Source organism: uncultured Parolsenella sp. (assembly GCF_958346945.1).
Classification (GTDB): Bacteria; Actinomycetota; Coriobacteriia; order Coriobacteriales; family Atopobiaceae; genus Parolsenella.
The window spans coordinates 161490-184457 of record NZ_CATVTL010000003.1; the positions used below are offsets into that span (position 1 = coordinate 161490).

20 protein-coding genes and 3 tRNA genes are annotated in these 22968 nt (G+C 65.7%); 4 read left to right on the forward strand and 19 right to left on the reverse strand.

Going from position 1 to position 22968, the window contains the following annotated elements; translation table 11 throughout:
* Positions 1 to 2 precede the first annotated feature (2 nt).
* The 5 genes from Q3866_RS03610 to Q3866_RS03630 form a co-directional block, all read right to left on the reverse strand.
* The gene (locus Q3866_RS03610) at positions 3 to 1160 is read right to left on the reverse strand and encodes a double-cubane-cluster-containing anaerobic reductase (RefSeq protein WP_301829681.1); all 1158 of its coding nucleotides are present in this window, start codon (positions 1158 to 1160) and stop codon (positions 3 to 5) included.
* A gap of 350 nt (positions 1161 to 1510) precedes the next feature.
* Positions 1511 to 1702, reverse strand: coding sequence for a hypothetical protein (locus Q3866_RS03615; protein WP_301829683.1), 192 nt, complete (start codon positions 1700 to 1702; stop codon positions 1511 to 1513).
* Between the two features lie 218 nt (positions 1703 to 1920).
* A complete protein-coding gene (locus Q3866_RS03620) occupies positions 1921 to 2955 on the reverse strand; it encodes a Gfo/Idh/MocA family protein (RefSeq protein WP_301829685.1) in 1035 nt (344 codons plus the stop codon).
* A gap of 163 nt (positions 2956 to 3118) precedes the next feature.
* The gene (locus Q3866_RS03625; protein WP_301829687.1) at positions 3119 to 4378 is read right to left on the reverse strand and encodes an MFS transporter; all 1260 of its coding nucleotides are present in this window, start codon (positions 4376 to 4378) and stop codon (positions 3119 to 3121) included.
* A 122-nt stretch (positions 4379 to 4500) separates the two neighbouring features.
* The gene (locus Q3866_RS03630) at positions 4501 to 5382 is read right to left on the reverse strand and encodes an SDR family NAD(P)-dependent oxidoreductase (RefSeq protein ID WP_301829689.1); all 882 of its coding nucleotides are present in this window, start codon (positions 5380 to 5382) and stop codon (positions 4501 to 4503) included.
* Positions 5383 to 5586: 204 nt separating this feature from the next.
* On the opposite strand from Q3866_RS03630, the gene Q3866_RS03635 reads away from it, so the two are divergent.
* The 3 genes from Q3866_RS03635 (at position 5587) to Q3866_RS03645 (ending at position 8081) form a co-directional block, all read left to right on the forward strand.
* Complete coding sequence (locus Q3866_RS03635; protein ID WP_301829691.1) at positions 5587 to 6474, forward strand: LysR family transcriptional regulator; 888 nt, start codon at positions 5587 to 5589, stop codon at positions 6472 to 6474.
* 186 nt (positions 6475 to 6660) lie between these two features.
* Positions 6661 to 7398 (forward strand): VUT family protein, encoded by a 738-nt coding sequence (locus Q3866_RS03640; protein WP_301829693.1) that lies wholly within the window; start codon positions 6661 to 6663, stop codon positions 7396 to 7398.
* Entirely contained in the window at positions 7398 to 8081 is a 684-nt protein-coding gene (locus Q3866_RS03645) for an SDR family NAD(P)-dependent oxidoreductase (protein WP_301829694.1), read from the forward strand. Before Q3866_RS03640 ends, Q3866_RS03645 begins: the two co-directional genes overlap by 1 nt.
* Positions 8082 to 8242: 161 nt before the next feature.
* Here the strand turns inward: Q3866_RS03645 and Q3866_RS03650 are convergent, their stop codons facing one another.
* From Q3866_RS03650 to tig, 5 genes are all read right to left on the reverse strand, one after another.
* A complete protein-coding gene (locus tag Q3866_RS03650) occupies positions 8243 to 9142 on the reverse strand; it encodes a YitT family protein (protein ID WP_301829697.1) in 900 nt (299 codons plus the stop codon).
* Positions 9143 to 9368: 226 nt separating this feature from the next.
* Positions 9369 to 10100 carry a trimeric intracellular cation channel family protein gene (locus tag Q3866_RS03655; protein WP_301829699.1) on the reverse strand — a complete coding sequence of 244 codons (732 nt, stop codon included), beginning with the start codon at positions 10098 to 10100 and terminating at the stop codon, positions 9369 to 9371.
* A gap of 3 nt (positions 10101 to 10103) precedes the next feature.
* Entirely contained in the window at positions 10104 to 11477 is a 1374-nt protein-coding gene (clpX, locus tag Q3866_RS03660; protein ID WP_301829701.1) for an ATP-dependent Clp protease ATP-binding subunit ClpX, read from the reverse strand.
* 3 nt (positions 11478 to 11480) lie between these two features.
* Positions 11481 to 12104, reverse strand: coding sequence for an ATP-dependent Clp protease proteolytic subunit (locus Q3866_RS03665; RefSeq protein WP_301829703.1), 624 nt, complete (start codon positions 12102 to 12104; stop codon positions 11481 to 11483).
* 127 nt (positions 12105 to 12231) lie between these two features.
* Positions 12232 to 13560 (reverse strand): trigger factor, encoded by a 1329-nt coding sequence (gene tig / locus Q3866_RS03670; RefSeq protein WP_293673845.1) that lies wholly within the window; start codon positions 13558 to 13560, stop codon positions 12232 to 12234.
* A 263-nt stretch (positions 13561 to 13823) separates the two neighbouring features.
* Here tig and Q3866_RS03675 point away from each other — a divergent pair.
* Positions 13824 to 13910 (forward strand) — tRNA-Leu (locus Q3866_RS03675).
* Between the two features lie 141 nt (positions 13911 to 14051).
* On the opposite strand, the gene gdhA is transcribed toward Q3866_RS03675, so the two are convergent.
* The 9 genes from gdhA to Q3866_RS03720 form a co-directional block, all read right to left on the reverse strand.
* Positions 14052 to 15407, reverse strand: a complete 1356-nt coding sequence (gdhA, locus tag Q3866_RS03680) for an NADP-specific glutamate dehydrogenase (RefSeq protein ID WP_293673846.1) — start codon at positions 15405 to 15407, stop codon at positions 14052 to 14054.
* Between the two features lie 374 nt (positions 15408 to 15781).
* The gene (locus Q3866_RS03685) at positions 15782 to 16711 is read right to left on the reverse strand and encodes a diacylglycerol kinase family protein (protein ID WP_301829704.1); all 930 of its coding nucleotides are present in this window, start codon (positions 16709 to 16711) and stop codon (positions 15782 to 15784) included.
* Between the two features lie 66 nt (positions 16712 to 16777).
* Positions 16778 to 18130 (reverse strand): branched-chain amino acid transport system II carrier protein, encoded by a 1353-nt coding sequence (brnQ, locus tag Q3866_RS03690; protein ID WP_301829706.1) that lies wholly within the window; start codon positions 18128 to 18130, stop codon positions 16778 to 16780.
* 249 nt (positions 18131 to 18379) lie between these two features.
* Positions 18380 to 18453, reverse strand: a tRNA-Gly gene (locus Q3866_RS03695).
* A 6-nt stretch (positions 18454 to 18459) separates the two neighbouring features.
* Positions 18460 to 18536: transfer RNA gene (locus Q3866_RS03700), tRNA-Pro, on the reverse strand.
* Between the two features lie 206 nt (positions 18537 to 18742).
* Complete coding sequence (gene ptsP / locus Q3866_RS03705) at positions 18743 to 20449, reverse strand: phosphoenolpyruvate--protein phosphotransferase (protein ID WP_293674033.1); 1707 nt, start codon at positions 20447 to 20449, stop codon at positions 18743 to 18745.
* 115 nt (positions 20450 to 20564) lie between these two features.
* Entirely contained in the window at positions 20565 to 20828 is a 264-nt protein-coding gene (locus Q3866_RS03710) for an HPr family phosphocarrier protein (RefSeq protein ID WP_073294102.1), read from the reverse strand.
* A 206-nt stretch (positions 20829 to 21034) separates the two neighbouring features.
* Positions 21035 to 22009, reverse strand: coding sequence for a 1-phosphofructokinase (gene pfkB, locus Q3866_RS03715; protein WP_293674032.1), 975 nt, complete (start codon positions 22007 to 22009; stop codon positions 21035 to 21037).
* Positions 22010 to 22150: 141 nt separating this feature from the next.
* The gene (locus Q3866_RS03720; protein WP_293674031.1) at positions 22151 to 22603 is read right to left on the reverse strand and encodes a PTS sugar transporter subunit IIA; all 453 of its coding nucleotides are present in this window, start codon (positions 22601 to 22603) and stop codon (positions 22151 to 22153) included.
* Positions 22604 to 22968: the final 365 nt, after the last annotated feature.

Below are 22968 nucleotides of genomic sequence, written 5' to 3' on the forward strand. Positions count from 1 at the left end.
TCCTACAGCGTCTCGATGAACGCGGCGATGCGCGTGTCGATCTGGCCTTGGTCTCCCGTGCTGTAGTCGGTCTCGATCTTCATGTACGGGATGCCCGCGCCCTCGACGGCGCTCTGCATCTTGGCGCTCTCGACGTTGAAGGTGTGGCAGGCCGTCAGCACGCTCTCGATCACGCCGTCGACGTGGTACTTCTCGCACATGGCAAGGGTGTTGTCCATGCGCCCGTCGTTGGGCGTCATGACCGAGCAGTTGATGTCGAGGTAGCGGTCGGCGATGGCGCCCAGGATGTCGTCGGCCTCAGCGTCGACCATCATGCGGCAGGTGCGCTCGCCCGAGCAGTCGTCCATGCAGACCACGGTGCCGCCGTTGTTCTCGATGGTGCGGCCGATCTTGTTGATGACGCCGCCCACCGGGCAGCCCGTGATGAGGATGCGCTTGGCGCCCGCACTGACGGGGCGCTCACCGGCCTCGTAGGCAATCTGGCGGTCTGCGGCCTTCTGCTCCACCTGGGCGGTGAAGTTCTCGAGGTCAAAGCTGAAGGTGCCGGCAAACATCGTGCTCATGAGCTCGACGCCGCCCATCACGGACGGCTGCTGGGCCTGCAGCTCAAACATCTTGAGCTGGGCGGCGCGCAGGCGGTTGCGGCGGCGGGCCGCCTCGCGCAGGTCGTCGTCGGTGATCGTGATGCCGTAGAGCTCCTCGAGGCGCTCCTTGAGCAGGCGGCACTCCTCGCGCCAGCCCTCGCGCTCGTAGGCGCGCTCGCGGCTCTGCGGCAGGTGCAGCACGTGCACGGGCTTGAGCTCGCCGAGCAGCTCAAACATCTTCTTCTTGCCGTCGCAGGTGGTCTCGCCAATGATCATGTCGGAGAAGTACGTGAACGGGCATTTCTGCGAGTAGGCAAAGCCATACGTCGACTTAATGAGCGGGCAGAGGTTGGCCGGAAGGACGCGCTCGGCCTCGGGGATGACCTCGTCGGACGTACCGCAGAGGGCCACGCTCGAGGCGCCCGCCGCGTCGATGATTTCGAGTGGGGTATAGCTGCACAGGTAGCCCACGATGCGGTTGCCCGCCTGCTTGAAGTCCTTGACGCGAATGAAGCTCGCCTTGCGCTGCTCGTTGAACTCCTCGAACGTACGCGGCAGTTCCTGAACCTGGGTCATATGCGTTCCTCTCCCTAGCGTGAGAGCCAAGCTTGCCTCCCCGCGGCGCTTACCCAATGTATGCAAGCCTAACAATGAGTGAGCCGTTATAGCCGCACGCCTACAACATATTCGCCAGACGGCACAGTGGGACAATAGTCCCCGGAGACCTATTGTCCCAGTTTTGCTGCATTATTTTATGTCCGAGAATAGCGCGAGAAGGGCGCAGAACCTCATGACAGGTTCCTCTTCCCCTCCACCGTTATCCGCGAATTACACAACGCCCGCGACAAAGGGGTCAGAACCCTTTGTCACCCCGCTCCCAGGTAGGAATTGGCCTCGCGGCGCGTGTCTTGGCACGACAGCCGGGCTTACAGACGCTCCCCCGTGTCCTCGGGGTCCTTCGGGGAGTCCTTCTTGTACGGGCCGTCTTTCAGAGCCTGCCTGACCCCCGAGCGCACGGCACTCCTCACGACAAAGTAGAGAGGAATGAGAAGCAGCAGCCACGGCGTCATCGTAAGGAGGAGCGACTGCGAAACAACGATCAGCTCATCTGGAATCATGACGTCCCCCATATACTTGAGACTGGCTTATGCACAGTATACGGCACGCCGCCCAACCAAATGGGAATTATCCGTTAAATTACTCGCCGTAGCCACAGCCGCGGTTGAGACATCTGGCAGCGCCCCAGCCATCGACGCACACAAAAGAGGGGCGGGAGGAAACGTTCCTCCCGCCCCAGGCGGCATGCTATGGGTCGCAAGCTCGCAACGTCAAAGCCCTACAGCTCGACGAGCTCGCCCGTCTCGGCGGCGCGCTTCACGGCGTTGAGAGCGCGCAGCGTCTTGACGTTGTCGGCCGGCGTCACGACGGGGGCCTCCTGGCCGCGGACGACGCGCACGAAGTGCTTGAGCTGCATCTTGTGCGGCAGGGCCGGATCAACGGCGGGCTGCTCCATCTGCAGCGGCTTGTGCCAGCTGGAGTCGCCGTCATAGCTCATGACCTGCAGACGCGGCAGCGACAGGGCACCCTTGGTACCGCCGATGAAGTAGGCGTCGGCGTCGAACGGGCGGTACTGCGGGTCCTCTCGAGCGGTGGCCTCCCAGTTCCAGGGGCTGGCCGTGGCATCGGAGATGGTCATCGAGGCGAGCGAGCCGTCGGCGAAGCGCACGTTCACAACGGCGGAGTCCTCGGTCTCGAAGCCACGGGCGGCGCTCGACTGCATGCCCTGGATGGCAACGGGCTCGCCCAGCAGGTAGCGGAGCAGGTCGACGTCGTGGACGAGGTTCACCAGGATGGGGCCGGCGCCCTTCTTGCGGCGCCACTCGACGTCGAAGTACTCGTCGTTCTTGTAGATCATGTAGTGGAACGAGGAGACGGTGAGCTTGCCCAGCGCGCCGCTCTCGATGATCTGCTTGGCCTTGTTGACGAACGGGTTGTGGCGACGGTGCTGGCCCACGAGCACGGGTACGCCGGCGGCCTCGGCCTCGGCGGCGAAGGCCTCGGCGTCCTCGAGGTTGTCGGAGATGGGCTTCTCAACCAGCGGGACGATGTTGCGCTTGATGGCTTCGCGGGCAACGGAGAGATGCAGGCCGTTGGGCGTGGCGATGATGACGGCCTCAGGGCTCACCTCGTCCATCATCTGTGCGGGGTCGGTGAAGAAGGGTACGCCGGCGGCGTCGGCAGCGGCGCGGGCGCCCTCGAAGGCATCGGCGATGGCGACGAGCTCGGCCTCGGGCTCCTCGGTCACGAAGCGGATGTGATTGCGGCCCATGGCACCGGCGCCGATGACGGCAATGCGAACGGGATTGGACATGGATGCCTCCTTAAGCATCGTACGGTGCCGCGAGTTCATGCGCCCGCGGCACCGGTTACCTGCGGGGGTCGGCCGAGGGGCTATCGGCCGACCGGGGAGAGAGTGCGTGCATACCCGAGCGGGAGGTGCGAGCACGGGCACGCGGAATGGAACGGGGCAAGCCCTAGGCCTGGGCCTTCTTCTTGCTGTCGGAGACCATCATGTAGACGGTGAGGGCAACGGCCACGGCGGCGATGACGATGGCGCCGTAGAAGGACTGCTGGTAGGCGGCGTTGCCGGCCTCGGCGTGGTACAGCACGGCGGTGATGGGCTGGCTGATCCAGGTGGATGCGGCGTAGCCCAGGAACATGATGCCGTAGTTGACGCCCAGGTTGGAGGTGCCGAAGGCGCCACCGGTCAGCGGCGGATAGATGACGAGCAGGGCGCCAAAGCTAAAGCCAAGCAGGGCGAGCGCCACGAAGAATATGGCCTGCGTGAAGCTCATCGACATGATGACGAGGGCCACGATGGTCACGACGAGGCTCACGAGCAGGGACTTGTAGGCGCCGATCTTGTCGATGATCTGGCCAAAGGAGAGACGGCCAACGAGGTTCGCGCAGGTGTTCACCGTGACGACGAGGCCACCCAGGGCCACCGCGGCGGCGGAGTTGGGGTCGTCGAAGAGCTGCACGGCGCTGATCGAGGCAACCTTGCCAACGAGCAGGGTGCCGGCGGTGGCAGCGAAGGCGAAGGTCACGATGAGGACCCAGAAGCGCGGGGTCTTGACCATCTCGCCGGGGGTGAGGTCACCAAAGGTGCCGGCGTGGGCGCCGGCGGCGGGGGCAACGTAGCCCTCGGGCAGCCAACCGGCCTTCGGGGCCTTGAGGAACAGGGCCGAGACGAGAATCGTCACGAAGAAGATGACGCCCAGGGCCTTGAGGGCGCCAAAGATGCCCAGGCTGGGAATCAGCAGCGAGGCGAGCACCGGCGACAGCACGGCGGGGCCAGCCGTCGAGGCGGCCAGGGTGATGCCGGAGGCGAGGCCCTTCTTGTCGATAAACCACTTCTGGCCCGTGGTGAGGGCGGGGTTGTAGCCCAAGCCGTTGCCGATGGCAGCGACGACGGAGAACCACAGGTAGAACTGCCACGGGGCGGTCACGGTGCCAGACATAAACCAGCCCACGCCATAGCAGACGGCGGCGGCAATGACGACGTTGCGCGGGCCGATCTTGTCGGAGATGCGGCCGGCGAAGATGCCGGTGACGGCCATAATCGTCTGGAAGACGGGGAAGGCCCAGGTGAGGGCACCCGACCAGTCGGGGTAGACGGCGAGCAGGTTCTTGCTCACGACGGAGTACAGGGCGATGGAGCTGATGAAGAACATGGTGACGCAGGCGGCGGTGAGGACGACGCCACGACCCTTGTTGGAGTTCTCGGAAGCCATTCGAGCCTTTCTGATCTGGTTAGCGAAGATGGGACAAATTAGCCCGGAGCAATTTCGTCCCACGTTTCCTGCGGTTTGGGACGATAAAGCTCCGGGCTATATCGTCCCAAGGGGCAAAGAACCTACTGGTCGGACGGGGTCTTGACGCCGGCCTCGTCGGTCCACAGGTCAACGCCGCGGCCCTTGAGGTAGTTCTCGGCGAAGGCGCGGCGGCCGCCGGGCTTGGCGGTGAGGTCGCCCATCATGTTGGAGAAGCCGCCGTCGACCTTGATGGCGTCGCCCGTGGTGAAGTCGGAGCGGGTGGAGGCCAGGAACATGACGGCGTTGGCGATGTCGGACACCTCACCGATGCGGCGCGTGGCGATGAGTCGGCTGCGGCTCTTCTCGACCTCGGGGTCGGCGTAGAAGCTTGCGCTCATCGGCGTCTTCACGAAGCACGGCTCGACGCAGTTGGAGCGCACGCCGTAGGGGCCCCACTCGACGGCGAGCATCTTGGAGAGCATGTTGACGCCGGCCTTGGTGGAGCTGTAGACGCCGGAGAAGGTCTCGGGCGAGTGGCTGGCGACCGTGGAGATGTGCACGAGGCGGCCACGGCCGGCCTTGATCATCTCGCGGCCAAAACGCTGCGAGGTGATGAAGTAGCCGGTGAGGTTGACGTTGATGACGTCGTTCCAGTCGGACAGCGGCAGGTCCTCCATCGGCGCGAAGCGCAGGATGCCGGCGGTGTTGACGAGCACGTCGACGCGGCCAAAGGCGGCGATCGTGGCGTCAACGGCAGCCTGGACCTCGTCCTCGCTGCAGGCGTTCATGCGGAAGCCCTCGGCGTGGACGCCAAACTCCTCGGACAGCGCCGTGGCGGCCTCCTTGACCTTCTCCTCGTCGAGGTCGAGCAGCACGATGTTCGCGCCGTTGCGGGCGAACTCGCGGCAGATCTCGACGCCCATGCCACCGAGCGCTCCGGTGACGGCGCAGACCTCGCCCTCGAGGTTAAGCCAGTTGTTCATACGTTTCCTCCTCTTTCGCACCCGCGCGTACGCCAGCCCCCTGGCCCGCCCGCGGGCGGGGACATGCGTCCCGCCCATACAAAAGACGAGATAAACGCTACCGAGACAAACCTCGCGCGTGAATTACTCAATTGTTAGAATTGTGATAACCACAGGTTTATACCATTCGTGAGCTGCGCTTTTATCGCACTATGGGAGGCATTCGTGTACGACAGAAGACTCGACGCCATCGTCGCCGCCGCAAGCCTGGGAAGCTTCTCGAGGGCGGCCGAGCGCCTGTGCATCTCGACCCCGGCGCTCGTGAAGCAGGTCTCTGGCTTCGAGGCCGAGCATGGCGTGACCCTGTTCGAGCGCTCCCACGCGGGCGTGCGCACCACGCCGGCGGGTGCCCGCCTCGTCGAGGACGCCCGCGAGATCATACGCCGCAGCGAGGCGGCCCTGCGGCGCGCCCGCGAGGTCGACAGCGGCGGCGAGGCCGTGCGCCTGGGCGTGTCGCTCATGTGCCCGGGGCGCAACACCCTCTCGATGTGGCCAAGCGTGCAGCAGCGCGAGAGCGGCCTGCGCCTCGAGATCGTGACCGTGGGAGACCTCTACGACCCCCGCACGAGCGTCATGACGCGCCTGGGCGAGGAGGTCGACGTGGTTCAGTCGAGCTACTCGACGTTTCGCTGGGGCGGCTCGTGCCGCCTTCTGCCGCTGTTCACGACACCCTTCAAGATCGACGTGCCGCGCACCCACGTGCTCGCAGACCGCAAGCGCCTCACGCTCGACGACCTCGACGGCATGAGCATCCACATCCTGCGCCACGGCAACGACGCCACCGACCAGCTGTGCGACCTTCTCGCCATCGACCGCGACGTACGCGTCATCGAGGCCGACAGCTTTGACTTTGCCCTGTTCAACGAGGCCGAGGAGCGTGGCGACGGCGTGCTCACGAGCGGCGCGTGGTCCGAGGTGCACCCCGGCTTTGTGGGCATCCCGCTCGACTGCGGCATCCAGGTGCCATGTTTTCTGTGCTACCCGCCCAACCCCTCCCCGCAGGTGGCCCGCTTCGTCGCCGCGATGGAGCGCGTCGTGGCCGAGCAGGACTAGCAACCCGCCCATGCCAGGGAGGCGAGTCGTAGGCACACGAACCGCGCCGGCGCTCGCCCCACACCGTCCACACTTCCCTAGCACTCCCGCCCTGCGCTATGATGGTTCGCCGGCGCCGCCAAGGAGCGCCCGCGCTGTTCGGTTCCGATATCCAGCGCGTTACAAGCTAAAACCAAAGGAGAAGACATGTTCCGTCGTACCCTTGAGGACTACAAGGTCCTGCTGCGCAGCATCCCGTCTGCCACCGTCACCTGTTTCGTGGTGAGCGTCATCCTAATGAACCTGCTCGCGAACAAGGAGCTCATCAGCCTCCCGTGGCTCGCGCTCGACTGCGGCTTCACCCTCTCGTGGGTGTCGTTCCTGTGCATGGACATGATCTGCAAGCGCTTCGGGCCCAAGGCGTCCGTCAGGGTGTCGCTGCTCGCCCTTAGCATCAACCTCGCCGTCAGCGCCCTGTTCTGGCTCGTGAGCCTCGCCCCCGGCATGTGGGGCGCCTACTACGACACGGGCTCGCTCGAGGTCAACGCCGCGCTCAACGCCACCATCGGCGGCTCGTGGTACGTCGTGCTCGGCAGCTCGCTCGCAATGCTCTGCTCGTCGTTCGTCAACTCCCACGTGAACCAGTTCATTGGCCACCTGACCGACAACGGCAGCTTCGCCACGTTCGCCCTGCGCAGCTACGTGAGCACAGGCGTGGGACAACTCGTCGACAACCTCGTCTTTGCCATCGTCGTCTCCCACGTGTTCTTTGGCTGGTCCTGGCTGCAGGTCCTCACCTGCTCCGTCACCGGAGCCCTGGCCGAGCTCGCCTGCGAGGTGCTCCTCTCCCCCGTTGGCTTCAGGGTCGCGAGCGCCTGGGAGCGCGAGGGCGTGGGCGAGGAGTACGTGAGGACTCATGCCAGCGAGAGGGAGGCGCGGGCCTAGTGGACGTCCTCATCACCGGCACCTCGCAGGGGATTGGCCTTGCCTGCGCGCGGCTCTTCCTTGAGCGTGGGCACCGCGTCTGGGGCATCGACATCCAGCCCTCGACGATCGAGCACGAGCACTACCAGCACTTCCTCGCCAACGTTGCCGAGAAGAACCAGCTGCCCGCCAACCTCGATCCCGAGCTCATCGTCAACAACGCCGGCGTTCAGGGCTCTGCGGACGACATCGCGGTGAACCTCATCGGCACGATGAACGTCACCGAGGCCTACGCCTTCGTGGGCGAGGGCCTCGCCGCCACGCCCGCGCCGCGCATCCGCTCGGTGGTGAACGTGGGGTCTGCCAGCGGCCACACGGGCTCGGAGTTTCCGGCCTACGCGGCCTCGAAGGGCGGCATCCTCGCCTACACCAAGAACGTCGCGAACCGCCTGGCCCCGCAGGCCATCTGCAACAGCGTCGACCCCGGCGGTGTGCTCACCGAGCTCAACCGCTGTGTAATGGACGACGAGCGCATGTGGGGCCGCATCATGGACCTCACGCCGCTGCGCCGCTGGGCCACGCCCGCCGAGATTGCCGAGTGGGTCTACTTCGTAGGCGTCACGAACCGGTTCATGACGGGGCAGAACCTCCTCGTCGACGGCGGCGAGGCCGGGCGCAGCGAGTTCGTCTGGCCCAGCGAGTAGCGAGGCGGCAGAAGTAGCTAGGCCACGAGGCTCAGGCCACCACCGCGCCCAATCATTCGAGCACCCGCATTTACGCGCTCAGCGGCCTGCTAGCACGTAAATGTGGGTGCTCGACTCTGCCGGCACGCAGAAGTGGGTGCTCGGTCGTCGGAACGCAGGCGCTACAGCCCGCGGTCGCCCTCGATCTTGCGGAAGCCCTCGCCAAAGGCCTCGTGCGCCTCGGTGATGACCACGATGGCGTCGGGGTCGATCTCGGCCACGATCGTCTTGAGCGGCGTCACGTCCTCGCGCCCCAGGATCACAAAGAGCATCGGGCGGCTCTCGCCCGTGTACTTGCCACGAGCCAGCACCTCGGTGCAGCCGCGGTCGAGGTCGTCGAGGATCGAGCGGGCGATGGCCTCCTGCTCGCGCGAGATGATCCACGCCACGCGCTCGCGGCTGGGGCCGTCGATAACCATGTCGATGACCTTACCCATAAGAAACATCGCGATGGTGGCGTACATGGCGTTCTCGAGCGAGAAGACCGAGGCAGAGATGGCGACGACCATCAGGTCGGTGATCGTGACCCACGTGCCCACGGGAATGGGCGTGTGGCGCGCGAGGATCTGGCAGATGATGTCGGTGCCGCCGGTGTTACTGCCCGCGCGAAACACGATGCCCAGCCCCACGCCGCAGACCACGCCTCCCCACAGGGCCGCAAGCAGCAGGTCGTCGGAGGCCAGAACCGGAAGCACTGGCGCGAGAAGGTCGATGAACACGCTCGACAGAACGATGCCCGCAAGCGAGCGCAGCACGTAGCTCGCCCCACCCACGCGCGCCGCCACGATCATGAGCAGCGCGTTCATCACGAGGGTCTGCATGCCCACGGGCAGGTTGGGGCCGCCCAGGGCGAGCACCGCGGCGCGCAGGGTGATGGCCAGGCCCGAGATGCCTCCGGGCGCCAGGCCATTGGGTTCCATGAAGCAGTTGAGGCCCACCGCGAACAACAGCGAGCCCACCGCAATGAGCCCAAGGTCGCGGGCGAGGTTTCTCTTACTGATGGCTTTGAGATCGACCGACATGCAAGACCTTTCACCTTTTGGTTCACAGCCCTCTATTGTCGCGACCAAAAAGCGTCCGGGCAATCCAGCCAAGTGGAGTGCCCGGACGCCAACGTCCCCGTCATATGTTGTGTCGTGCGAGAGATGCGCGGGGCCGGCAGCCCATCCGTACGCAGGACCCCGCAAGCCGCAGTGCGCCCACGCGGGCGACCCAGCCGGCCCCAACTCATCCGCAGCGGAAGCGCGCCTACCTGCGGCGCCTCGAGCGCGAGCGGGAGCGCGTGCGCAGCCGCTGACGCATCGTGCGGGCGGCCTGGGCCACACGGGGCGTGAAGTCGGCCTCCTCGCGCGTGCGCCAGTCGAAGCGAATCGACAGGTAGCGCAGCAGGAGCACGGCAAACACGCACGCGAAGCCCGCGACCACAAGGTTAACCCCCGAGAACGCAAGGGCCGCGAACGCGCACGAGCCTCCCAGGCAGGCCATCGCGTAGTAGTTGGACCCATGGAAGATGGCCGGCGTGATGCCCGTGAACGAGTCGCGCAGGGCCCCTCCGCCCACCGCCGTGATGACGCCCATGATCACCACGTAGAGCGGGTCGAGCCCAAAGGCAAACGTCTTGCTCGAGCCGGCGAGCGCAAAGAGCGCCACCGACAGAGTGTCCGCAAGCAGGATCGACCGGTTGAGGTCGAGGAAGATCCCGCGGAAGTAGAACGTGAGCAGGCAGATCGCAAACGAGACCCAGATGAGGTCGGGGTGCGACATGAAGTAAACGTCCTGGGCGCCCAGCAGCAGGTCTCGCACGATGCCTCCGCCGAAGCCCGTGAGAAAGCCCGCCACCGTGACGCCCACGACGTCGAGTTTGCGCCGGCAGCCGAACAGCGCCCCCGTGAGGACGCCGACGACCACCGACGCGTAGTCGATGACAACCGGAACGGTGAGGACGGTCGAGGCCTGCCCCACCAGGAGCGACGCGTCCACCCGCTACTCTGCGCGGTGGCCGGCCTTGTGGGTGTGGACGAGCCTGGGCTGCTCGTCGCCGTCCACGGAGGCCTTGGTCACGACGACCTTCGAGATGGTGAGGTCGCTCGGGACGTCAAACATCGTCTGCTGCAGCGTCTTCTCGCAAATGGCGCGCAGGCCGCGGGCACCGGTCTTGCGCTCGAGGGCCAGGTGGGCCATCTCGCGCAGGGCGTCATCCTCGAACTCCAGCTCGACGCCCTCGAGCTCGAACATGCGGCGGTACTGCTTCACGATGGCGTTACGCGGCTCGGTGAGGATGTGCACGAGGTCGTCCTCGGTGAGCTGGCGCGTCGAGCAGATAACCGGGATGCGGCCCACGAACTCGGGGATCATGCCAAAGCGGTGCAGGTCCTGCGGGGTGACCTCGCCCATGAGCTCGTCCTCGGACTCGGTGACCTTGGTCGCGAGCTCGGAGTCAAAGCCAATGCCCTTCTTGCCCACGCGGTCGGCCACGATCTTGTCGAGGCCCACGAAGGCGCCGCCGCAGATGAACAGGATGTTCGTCGTGTCGATCTTGATGAGCTCCTGCTGCGGGTGCTTGCGGCCGCCCTGGGGCGGAACGCTCGCGATGGTGCCCTCGAGGATCTTGAGCAGCGACTGCTGCACGCCCTCGCCGGACACGTCGCGCGTGATCGAGAGGTTCTCGGCCTTGCGGGCAATCTTGTCGATCTCGTCGATGTAGACGATGCCCACCTGCGCGCGCTCGACGTCGCCGTCGGCGGCAGTGATGAGCTTGAGCAGGATGTTCTCGACGTCCTCGCCCACGTAGCCGGCCTCAGTGAGGGTCGTGGCGTCGGCGATGGCGAACGGCACCTCGAGGAAGCGCGCGAGGGTCTGGGCCAGCAGCGTCTTGCCCGTGCCCGTGGGGCCCAGCAGCAAGATGTTGCTCTTGGCGAGCTCGACCTGCTCGTGGTCCATCACGGAGTCGGCGCCGGCGGCGTGCGCACTGGCCTCGAGACGCTCGTAGTCGTCCTCGTAGTGCTCGTCCTCGAGGCCGTAGAGCACGCGGCGGTAGTGGTTGTAGACGGCCACGCTCATCGCACGCTTAGCGTCCTCCTGGCCCATGACGTACTGCGAGAGCTCCTCGTAGATCTCGTGCGGCGTGGGAAGGTTCGTGATGGGCAGCGTGGGCTGCTCGTCCTCGACGTCGGACGTGCCGTAGGGGTCGATGTAGTCGCCCGCGTCGTGGACCATGCCAGCGCAGGCGTCGATGCACTCGTCGCAGATGTAGACGCCGTCGAGACCCTTGACGAGCTTGCGCACCTGGTCACGACTCTTGCCGCAGAACGAGCAGCGGACGCCCTCGGGGTTCTCGGGGTCGCGGTAGCTAGGCACGGGCTACTCCTCCTTGGCGGCGTCGGCGCGGCTCTTGATGACCTTGTCGACCAGGCCGTAGGCGCAGGCCTGCTCGGCGCGCAGGTAGTTGTCGCGCTCAGTGTCCTGGTTGATGCGCTCGAAGGGCTGGCCGGTGACTTCGGAGAGCATCTCGTTGAGGTGCTGGCGAATCCAGGCGGTCTCGTTGGCGACGATCTGGATGTCGGTCTGCTGGCCCTGGACGCCCGAGCTCGGCTGGTGGATGAGCACCATCGAGTTGGGCAGGCACATACGCTTGCCCTTGGCGCCGCAGGCGAGGATGGCAGCACCCATGGAGGCGGCCATGCCCACGCAGATGGTGGAGACGTCGGGCTTGATGTAGTTCATCGTGTCGATGATGCCAAAGCCCGCGTAGACGTCGCCGCCCGGCGAGTCGATGTAGAGCATGATGTCCTTGTCGGGGTCCTGGGCCTCGAGGTGGAGCAGCTGCGCGATGACGAGGTTGGCCGAGTCGCGCGTGACCTCCTCGCCCAGGAAGATGATGCGGTCGTTGAGCAGGCGGCTGTAGATGTCGTAGCTGCGCTCGCCGCGCGGCGTCTGCTCCACGACGTACGGGATGTTCGGAATGTTGTGAACCGGGCTGAACATTCGGTCCTCCTTGCCTGTGCTGACGCCGCAGGTGCGGCGTCACGTGAGAAAAAAGCCGGACGGGGGCACTCCCCCGCCCGGCGTTTATACCCAATTGGGCGCAGACGCGCTCGAGCGGGCGGCTCGACTACTCGGCGTCCTTGGCGGCCTCGCGGGCGGCACGACGCTCGGCGATCTCGTCGACCTCGGTGACCTTGGCGTTCTCGACGAGCCAGTTGACGGCCTTGGAGCGCTTGACGGTCTCGCGGACGGCGGGCATGCGGCCGGCGTCCTTGAACTCCTTCATCGAGGCGTCGACGTCCTTGACGCCGGCATCCTCGAACTCCTTGCGGACGTCCTCTTCGGTGGCCTCGAGGCCAAGCTTCTTGGCGAGGGCGTCGAGGGCCAGGGACTGGCGGGCGCGCTCGGCGGCCTGGGCGTTGAGGTCCTCGAGGAAGTCGTTGATCTGGATGCGGCGGGCGCTCAGCCAGGCGTCGAGGGTGAGGCCCTGACGCTGGAGCTGGCCGAGGAAGTCCTGGGCGATCTCGTCGAAGATCTGCTTGACGTAGTCCTCGGGGAGCTCGTCGAGCTTGAGGGACTCAGCGAGCTTCTCAATGACGCGGGTCTCCTTGATGTTGGGGAGCTGCGCCTTCTTGTCCTCGGCGATCTCCTCCTTGAGGGCGTCCTTGAGGGCGTCGACGGTGTCGTAGCCAAAGCCCTTCTTGGCGAGCTCGTCATCGAGCTCGGGGACGACCTGCTTCTTGGCGCTCTTGAGCGTGACCTTGACCTTGACGGTCTTGGGCTCGTCGCCCTCGATGCTGATCTCGACGTCCTTGGTCTCGCCAACCTTCATGCCCTTGATGGCGTCGTTGAAGGCAGCCGGCACGGTGGAGGAGCCGATCATGAACGGGCGGTCGGTGCCGGCGAGGTCCTCGCCGTTCTCGACGTTCTCGATGTCGAGGGTGAGCATGTCGCCCTCGGAGGCGGCGAAGTCGTCGCCGGCGTCCTCGTAGGTGGCGTGGTAGTTCACGAGGGTCTCGAGCTGCTCGGCAACCTCGGCCTCGGTGACCTCGGCGGGCGGCATGTTGATCTCGGGGGCGTCATAGCTCTCGAGCTCGCAGTCCGGGCGCAGCGAGATGGTGGCGGTAACCACGTAGTCGGAGCCCTCGGAGACCAGGACCGGCTCGTCACCGTAGGTGGGCTGGCCAACGGGCACGATGTCGAGCTCGTCGAGCATGAGCGGCGTGGCCTCGTTCAGCACATCCTCGGAGGCCTCGGCCAGGACGTTGTCCTTACCAACCAGGCCGTCGATGACGGGGCGCGGGGCCTTGCCCTTGCGGAAGCCCTGGAAGCGGTACTTGTTGGCGATGTCCTTGTAGGCCTTCTTGATGGCAGCGTCGACATCGGCAGCGGCGACGGTGAGCGTGGCCTCGAGCTTGTTGTCCTTGGGCTCGGCGGCGGTGACGGTGATCTTCAACGTTCCTCCTGATGGATCGTTCCTGCGCTGCGGGCCGCGCGGGCCCGGGCGAACTTATGCGGGATTGCCCGTGGGCGCACCCGCATGCACAAACAGAAATATCTTAACAGTATGAGGGTGCCAGCGCGACCAAAGCCGTCCAAACTACGTGATGAGACCGTGACGCGCCGCAAGATGCTGTATCATTCTTTTCTATTGACGGAAGGGACGCGGCGCAGGTGCGCTCCCCTCTCGCGGCGCCCGTTGCGAGGCGCCACCATCACGCGGGCGTGGCGGAACTGGTAGACGCGCTGGATTTAGGTTCCAGTGGGGGAAACTTCGTGCAGGTTCGATTCCTGTCGCCCGCACCACGATGCTGCAGCGGCGGTCGCCTTCCGGCGGCCGCCGCTTTTTTGCGGCCGCTCCGCACAACCCAACAGGCGCTTAAAACAAAAGAGTGGACCCTGGCACGAGGCCAAGGTCCACTCGGGTGGGCAAAGGCAGGCCGCTGGCTAGCAGACGCCCTGGGCCATCATGGCGTCGGCGACCTTCAGGAAGCCGGCGATGTTGGCGCCAAGGACGAAGTTGCCCTCGTGGCCGTACTCGCGGGCGGTGTCGTCCACGTTGTGGAACATGCCGCGCATGAGCTGCTCGAGCTTGCCGTCGACCTCGTCGAACGTCCAGGAGAGGTGCTCGGCGTTCTGGCTCATCTCGAGGCCGGAGACCAGCACGCCACCGGCGTTGGCAGCCTTGCCGGGCATGAAGGCAACGCCATTCTCCTGCAGGTAGTTCGTGGCGTCGATCGTGGTGGGCATGTTGGCGCCCTCGCCCACGACCTTGCAGCCGTTGGCGACGAGGGCCTTGGCATCCTCGAGGTGCAGGGTGTTCTCACGGGCGCACGGAAGCGCGATGTCGCAGGGAAGCTGCCAGACGCCGCGGCCGTCCTCGGCGTGCCAGGTGGCACCGGGACGTTCGTCGACGTACATGGCGAGGGAGACGCCCTTGTCGTTGCCGGAGCGCTTCTTGTTGTAGATGTGCTCGAGCACCTGGTAGTCGACGCCCTCGGGGTCCTCGACCCAGCCGTGGGTGTCGGAAGCAGCGAGCACCTTGCCGCCCAGCTGGGAAACCTTCTGGATGGCGTAGATGGCAACGTTGCCCGAGCCGTGGACGACGACGTTCTTGCCCTCGAAGGAGTCGCCGTTGCTCTTGAGGTACTCGTCCACGAAGTACACCAGGCCGTAGCCGGTGGCCTCGGTGCGAGCAAGCGAGCCGCCAAACGAAAGGCCCTTGCCGGTAAGCACGCCGGTCCACTCGTCACGGATGCGCTTGTACTGGCCAAAGAGGTAGCCAACCTCACGGCCGCCAACGCCCAGGTCGCCGGCGGGAACGTCGGTGTTGGGACCAATGTGGCGGCACAGCTCGGTCATGAACGACTGGCAGAAGTGCATGATCTCGTTGTTCGACTTGCCCTTGGGGTCAAAGTCGGAGCCGCCCTTGCCGCCGCCCATCGGCAGCGTGGTCAGCGAGTTCTTGAGGATCTGCTCGAGGCCGAGGAACTTGAGCATGCCCAGGGTGACGGTGGGGTTGAAGCGCAGGCCGCCCTTGTAGGGTCCGATGGCCGAGTTGAACTCGACGCGGTAGCCACGGTTGACCTGGACCTTGCCGGAGTCATCGACCCAGGGGACGCGGAACATGATGACACGCTCGGGCTCGACGAAGCGCTCGAGCAGCGAAGCCTGCTCGTACTCGGGGTGCGCGTCAAGCGCGGGCTGTAGGGTGCCCAGGATCTCGGTGGCAGCCTGGATGAACTCGGTCTGCTCGGGATAGCGATCCTTAAGCTCGGCGAGGACCCTCTCGGTATACGTCATGGGATTCTCCTCTCGCGCGCATGAGCGCATGGGAATGGCCGCCCGTGCCTCCACGGAAGCGGTCGCAGTACCAAAACCTTTAACAAAATAGCGCCGCGCAACGACACGGCCCCGAAAAAGAGGCGCACTGTTGCACTGTCGTAACATATCCATTAAAGCCGCTGGTCTTTAACCCAATTGCAATTAAGGGAAGCATGCGGCAGATGTGGAGAAGCGAGGCGGGCGGGGCATGCCTGCACCGCACCGGCACGCGCGGGCACGCCGCGAGACGGGTGCTTCCGCACCTCGCCTCACGCAGAATCGCGCCGCATCCGCCAGGCGCCCGCACGCGCCCCCCAAGCGCCAAGCTCCGCCGGCGCAATGTCAGCAAGCGCTTACATCTGCCACGTGGGGCAGATGACCTCGAGCGCGCGATGGACGCACCCAATCTCGAAGTGAGACCCGCCCACGCGCTCGCCGTCTGCCTGGCACGGCGGCTCGCCCTCAAAGTCGATCACGAGGCGCGAGGCCTGGGCAAAGTCGAGGTAGCGCGAGGTCGTGTGCCGGCCAAACCGCGCCCGCGCAAGAATCGAGAGCGCCGCGGCCTTGCCGGGCGAGCCGTGCGAGTAGCACACGTCGAGCAGACCGTCGCGGGCGTCGGCCTCGGGGCAGATGCGAAAGCCGCCGCCATAGGTGGGGCCCACCTGCACGGCGAAGATGAGCGACGAGCCCGCAACCTCGCGACCGTCGAGCGCGGCGGTGAAGTCCCACGCGCTCAGCTGGTGGAGCACCACGTCGACGCCCGAGGCGGCAAAGAGTCGCGTGCCATGGGCGCCGCTCGCCCGCCTGCGCTCCATCGTGTCGAGGGCGATGGCCGCGTCGACGCCAAACGAGAGCGTCTGGTCGAAGTAGGTGCCGTTCACGATGCCAAGGTCGAGGCGGCGTATCACGCCCTGGAGAAGCTGCCCCAGCGACTTCTCGGGAGCGTTGGCGGCCATGCCGAGCGTGCGCGCGTAGTCGTTCCCCGAGCCAAGCGGAATGACGCCCAGCCTGGGGCGCCGCGCCTCGCCGATCTTCATGAGGCCATTGACCACCTCGTGGATGACGCCGTCGCCGCCAAGGGCCACGACGGTGTCGTAGCCGGTCGCCGAGCGCGCCACCAGCGTGGCATCGCCGGGGCCACGCGTGAGCCTGACCTCGAAACCCTTGGTCGCAGACTCGTAGGACCCAAGCGTGCGCCGAACGAACTCGGCTCCCTCGGCGCCCGCGCCGCTCTGTGCGGCCGGGTTCGCGATGACCAGCGTTTGTCCAAGATGAAGGGTCACGCGGCTCCCCCGCTCGCAGCCTGGCGCCCCGCGGGCGCGCTCAAGGGCGATTGTAGCGCGCCTCCCCTAGGCACTGTGCCCCGAGGCGGCCGAGTGGACGAGCCCCACGAGGAGCGCGGCGGCGGCCACCGGCAGCCACGCCATGCCGATGTCCGCGAGTGGCAGCGCGTCAAGTGGCAGCCACGTGCCAGGCGCGAACGCGTCGCGCAGGGACACGGCCACGCCCTCGACGGCCACGCAGGCACCCACCCAGCGCCACACCTGCGGGTGCGCGTCGCAGAAGCCATGCGCGAGCCCCATGGCAACGAGCACGATGGCCACCGGGTAGAGGGCGCCCAGCAGCGGCACCGAGAACATCAGGATGGCGTCGAGCCCCACGTTGGACAGCATGCACGAGAAGAGCGCAAGGCCAGCGGCCATGAGCGAGAAGGCGCGCGTGGGCGAGCCGTCCGGCCCGTCGGGGCCGCCCACGACGTAGGCGTCGCAGAAGTAGCGGGCGCAGCAGCTGATGAGGCCAATGCAGACGTTGAGGCAGGCAATGAGGAAAATGAGACCCACGACAACGGTGCCCGCAAGGCCAAAGTGGCGTGTGGCAGACTCGGTGAGGATGACGGCGCCGTTCGTGGCGTCGGGGATGACGGAGCCAAGACCCGCGCCCACCAGGGCAAGGCCGCCATAGACGAGGCACATGAGCACGCCCGCGATGACGCCCGCGCGCGAGATCTCGCGCGCCTGGCCGGCCGCGTCGGTGACGCCCGTCTCGCGCACGGCCTCGGCGATCACGATGCCAAAGGCGAGCGAGGCGAGCAGGTCCATCGTCTGGTAGCCCGTGAGGAAGCCCTGCACGGCAGCCGCCCCGTCGTAGGGAGGCTGTGGCGCGGCAGGCGCACCGTCGGGGACAACGAGAGCCGCGCCCACCACCACGACGATGAGCGCGATAAGGGCGGGGCCGGTCACGCGGCCAAGGACGCGCGTGATGACGCCCGGGCGCAGGGTGAGGGCGAAGGCCACGACAAAGAAGACCACCGAGAAGAGGAGGCGGGCCACGTCGACCGAGACGCCAGCGGGCAGAAGCGGCGCCAGCATCTCGAAGGCCGTCGAGCTCGTGCGCGGAATGGCAAGGCACGGGCCAATGGCCAGGTAGACGGCGCCCACGAACACCTCGGCAAAGCGAGGGTGCACGCGCGAGGCAAGGTCGCGGGCGGTGCCGGCGAGCGCCACGGCGATGATGCCCAGAATGGGAAGGCCGATGGCCGCCACGAGGAAGCCCACGAGGGCAACCGGGGTGGCGGTGCCCGCCTGAAGCGCAAGCAGCGGCGGAATGATGAGGTTGCCGGCACCAAAGAACATCGAGAACAGGGCGATGCCAACGGTGAAGGACTGCCTGGGCGCAAGGGCCTGGCTCGGCGTGTGGGTCATAAGCACCTCTCAGAAACGACGATGGTCTGCCCAGTCTATAGGAGGAGGCGGACGGATAACAGGTCTTATCCGACGAGCGCGAGAATGCGGTGCGAAGGTGCCAGGCGGATGTCTCCGGAAAGACCGTCGCCCTCGCCCAGCGAGCCGTGCGCGTTCCGCCCGAAGGCTCGCAGCAGTCCAAGCGGGCCACACCGGGCCGCGCATAAGAAAACAGCCCAGGGCGCAATGCCGCTGGCCTGTTTGCTCTCATGGAGCGGGTGACGGGAGTCGAACCCGCGTCATCAGCTTGGAAGGCTGAGGTTCTACCGTTGAACCACACCCGCGTGCGTTGGTCGGGGCGACTGGATTCGAACCAGCGACCCTCTGCTCCCAAAGCAGATGCGCTACCAAACTGCGCCACGCCCCGGAACGCCGGTTAAGTATAGACGAGCGCGGCGAATCGGGCAAGCTTCGCCTAACGCTGGCACCTACGCCTCACGAGCAGCGCCACGGCCAGTAGCACCGCGCCGGCTACCACGGGGCCACCCAGTCCGCCGTCGCGTTGCCCCCTCGCAAAAAAAGACCCCGGGCGCAGGTCCCGGGGTCCCTTGGAAGCTGTGGGTGGCTCAGAAGCTACTTCTGGGCAGCCTCGAGCGCGGCCTTGACCTCTTCCTTGGTCTTGAGTGCGAGGACCTTCTCGGCCAAGGCGTCGGCCTCGGCCTTGGTCCACTGCGAGATGATCTTGCGGGTGCGCAGGATCGACGGGGCACTCACGGAGAACTCGCCCAGTCCGAAGGAGATCAGCAGCGGGATCAGCAGCGGGTCGGCCGCGGCCTCGCCGCACATGCCGACCATAATGCCAGCCTTGTTGCCCTCCTCGATGATGCGCTTGATGGAGCGCAGGACGGCCGGCTGGTACGCCGTGTACAGGTAGCGCACGGCGTCGTTGCCGCGGTCGGCGCACATGGTGTAGCCAATGAGGTCGTTGGTGCCAATGGAGAAGAAGTCGCACTCGGCGGCCAGGTCATCGGCGATGAGGGAGGCAGCGGGCGTCTCCATCATGGTGCCAACCTCGATGTCCTTGTTGTACTCCACGCCCTCGGCGTCGAGCTCGGCCTTGCACTCCTCCACGAGGCGCTTAGCGTCGCGGACCTCGTCAAGGTCGGTCACGAGCGGCAGCATGATCTTGATGTCGCCAAAGGCGGAGGCGCGCAGCAGGGCGCGCAGCTGCACCTTGTACTGGTCGGCGTTGGCCAGGCAGTAGCGGATGGCGCGGTAGCCCATGAAGGGGTTGTCGTCGTGCGTGAGGTGCAGGTACGGGATCTCCTTGTCGCCACCCACGTCGAGCGTGCGGATGATGACCGGCTTGTCCTTCATGCGAAGGGCGACCTTCTGGTAGGCAGCGAACTGCTCGTCCTCGCTCGGGAGCTCCTTGGCGTCCATGAACAGGAACTCGGAGCGGAACAGGCCAACGCCCTCGGCGTCGCGCTCGGCGGCGACGTTGGCGTCATCAGGGTTGCCGATGTTGGCGACGAGCAGCTTCTCGATGCCGTCGGCCGTCTTGGTGGCAACGCCACGGTAGGCCTCGAGGGCGGCCTTCTCGGCAGCGGCCTTCTCGGCAGCGGCGCGGAACTCGGTGAGCTCGGCCTCGGACGGGTTGATGACGACCTCGCCGGTGGTGCCGTTCACGACGACGGTGTCGTCGTTCTTGAGCAGCGAGCAGGCATTCTCGAGCGAGAGAACCGCCGGAATCTCGAGGGCGCGGGCGATGATCGCGGAGTGCGACGTGCGGCCGCCCACCTCGGTGACGATGCCGGCGACGTTCTCCTTGTCGATCGTGGCGGTCATGGACGGCGTGAGGTCGTGCACGACGACGATCGAGTCCTTGGGCAGGACGGAGAGGTCAACAAGGTCCTTGCCCAGCAGCTGGGCGAGGATGCCGGTGCGAATGTCCTGGACGTCGGCGCAGCGCTCACGGATGAGCTGCTCGTCGGAGGCGTCGAACATCGCGTAGAACATGTCGCAGACCTCGTCGATGGCCTGCTCGGCGCACTTGCCCTCGACGATGCGGTTGTTGACCTCGTCGATCATGAAGGGGTCGTTGGCCATGGTGATGTGACCCACCATGATCTCGGCCTCCTTCTCGCCCACCGTGACCTTCATGCGGTCGGCCTGGGCCTGCGTCTTGGCGCAGAAGGCGTCGAGGGCGGCCTGGTAGCGGGCCTTCTCCTCCTCATCGGTGTCCTGGTGCGTAGCGGGCACGTAGGACAGGTCCGGCTCGACGGCGACGCGAGCGACGCCAATGCCGATGCCGTCAGATGCGTTAACACCCTTGTACATTCGATCCCCCCGGATACTTCGAACGGTGTGTTCATAAGTGGAGGGGCCAGCGCATGCGCCGCCCCTCCCTTGTGCGCGTCTTTTGTGGCACGGGCCCTAGAGGCCCTGGAGCGATTTACTCGCCGATGCCGCTCTTGACGAGCTCGACGGCGGCGGCGAGAGCGTCGGCCTCGTCAGCGCCATCACACTTGATCTCGATCTCGGTGCCGCAGGAAAGGCCGGCAGCCATGAGGGCCATCGGCGACTTGCCGTTGGTCTCCTTGCCGTCAGCGACGACGGTGACGGTGGAGGCGAACTTGCCCATGGCGGAGGCAAACGTGCCAGCCGGACGCATGTGCAGACCCTGCGGGTTGATGAGCGTGACCTTCTCGGAAACCATGCTGAACTCCTTGTTCTCTTCGGCTCTTGTGAGCCCCTTCCCCGAATCGCAACGGAAGCATGCGCGCGCGTGCTTGGGCGCGCACGCGCGCATCCGCTGAAATACCTGTTTTGCAGTCTAGCAGAGTGGCGCTCGACTGACATAACAATACCCGCCGAACGGACGCTCATTCGCTTCCATTTGGCGGGTATCGAAAAAAGAGCTACTTACTTCTCGGCCTTCTTGGCGGCCTCGGCGGCCTCCTTGACCTTGTTGGCCTCGTACTCGGCCATGACGCCCTGGAGCGACTTGTAGAACTTCTCGATGGTCGAGCGCTTGGCAAGGCCCTTGCTCGCGGCGGTGGCGCTGCCGCAGGCAGAGGCAAAGTTGAGGGCGTCCTGGTACTCCATGCCGCCGTCGAGGCTCGCGAGGAAGCCGGCGACCATCGAGTCGCCCGCACCGGTGGCGTTGACCATGTGGCACGGCGGGCACTTGGTGATGTACTCCTTGCCATCTGCCGCCACGAGGGCCGAGCCCTCGCCGCCGCAGGAGACGATGACGTTCTGGGCGCCCTGTTCGTGGAGCTTGCGGGCGTAGGGCATGCACTCCTCAGGCGTCTCGGGATTGACCTCGAAGATCTTGCCCAGCTCGTGGTTGTTGGGCTTGATGAGGAACGGCTTGCTCTCGAGCGACTGCAGCAGCAGCGTGCCCGGGGCGTCGACCACGAAGCGGATGCCGCGGCCGGCGAGGCGGGTCATGATGATCTGGTACATATCATCGGGCAGGCACTTGGGGATGGAGCCCGTGAGGACCAGCGTGTCGCCGGCCTTGATGCGGTCGAGGCGACCAAAGAGCTCGTCGACCTTGTCGTTGGGAATCTTGGGGCCCATGCCGTTGATAATCGTCATCACGATGCCGTTGAGCTTGACGTTGATGCGCGTGAAGCCCTTGTCGAGGCGCACGAAGTTGCAGGTGACGCCGGCGCTCTGCAGGGTCTCGAGGATGTAGTCGCCCGTGAAGCCGGCGATGATGCCCAGGCAGATGGTGTCGACGTTGAGCTCGTTGAGGATGCTGGAGACGTTGATGCCGTTGCCGCCGCAACGAACCTCCTCGCTGGAGGAGCGGTTGGTGAAGCCCATGTCGAGCGTGAGCGGGTGCATGACATAGTCGACGGCGGGGTTGAACGTAACGGTGTAAATCAAGGCGACGCCCCTTTCACACAGATTTTGCGCAGACTCAAGTATGACACAGAAAGGGCCTCCCAACTGCACGTTCGGAGGCCGCTCGGGCAAAAAGTTGACCCCGAATCCATGAGCAATCGCCAAGGATTCGAGGTCATGGGGCTAGTTCTCGAGGCCCTCGTTGATGGCTGCGACGATCTGGGCGGCGTCGGTCGCCTCGCGCACGGTCTCGCAGAAGCTCTCCTGCAGCAGCGCGGCCGCGATCTTGGAGAGGATGCGCAGGTGCTCGGTGCCCTGATCGCCGTCGGGAATGAGCAGGGCGATGACGCAGGAGACCTCGGACTTGTCCATGGTCTCCCAGGCGACGGGGTTGGCGAGGCGCACGACCACGATGCAGGGCTCGGAGACGGCAGCGCTCTTGCAGTGAGGAATGGCAAAGCCGCCCTGCATGCCCGTGGAGCCCTCGCCCTCGCGGGCCTTGAGCCCGGCTAGCAGCGCCGCGGCATCGGAGGTGGCGCCTAGCTCGGCGGCCTTGTCGGCGACGAAGGCCAGGACCTCATCGCAGGAGGTGGCGGAGCAGTCGAAGAACACGTGGGACGAATCAAGGATTGCCATTTGAACTCCCCTTTTTCAGTCGGCCGGAAAGCCCCTCCAGCCGTTTCTTAACGTATCTTCAATCTTACTCATGCAAAGACAGCTGCGCAAAACAAACTCGCAAAATCTTGAAAATGCAAGTGAAATTTTGGTAGATGGCTACAAATTAATGGTCAAGCGGTATATATCAGTAAGGACATATTTGGGCGAGAAGGGCGACCGCGGACGCGACGAGGCCGTGAGACAGCAGTGCGATCACGTCCATCTACCGCATGCCACGTGCCTGCCGTTTGTGAAAAGGACGGCCACGGATGCGACGCGTCGCATGAATCCGCCGTTTGCAGCATGTCTGCCGCTTACGCCAGGCCGCCGTTCGCGCTGGGCCG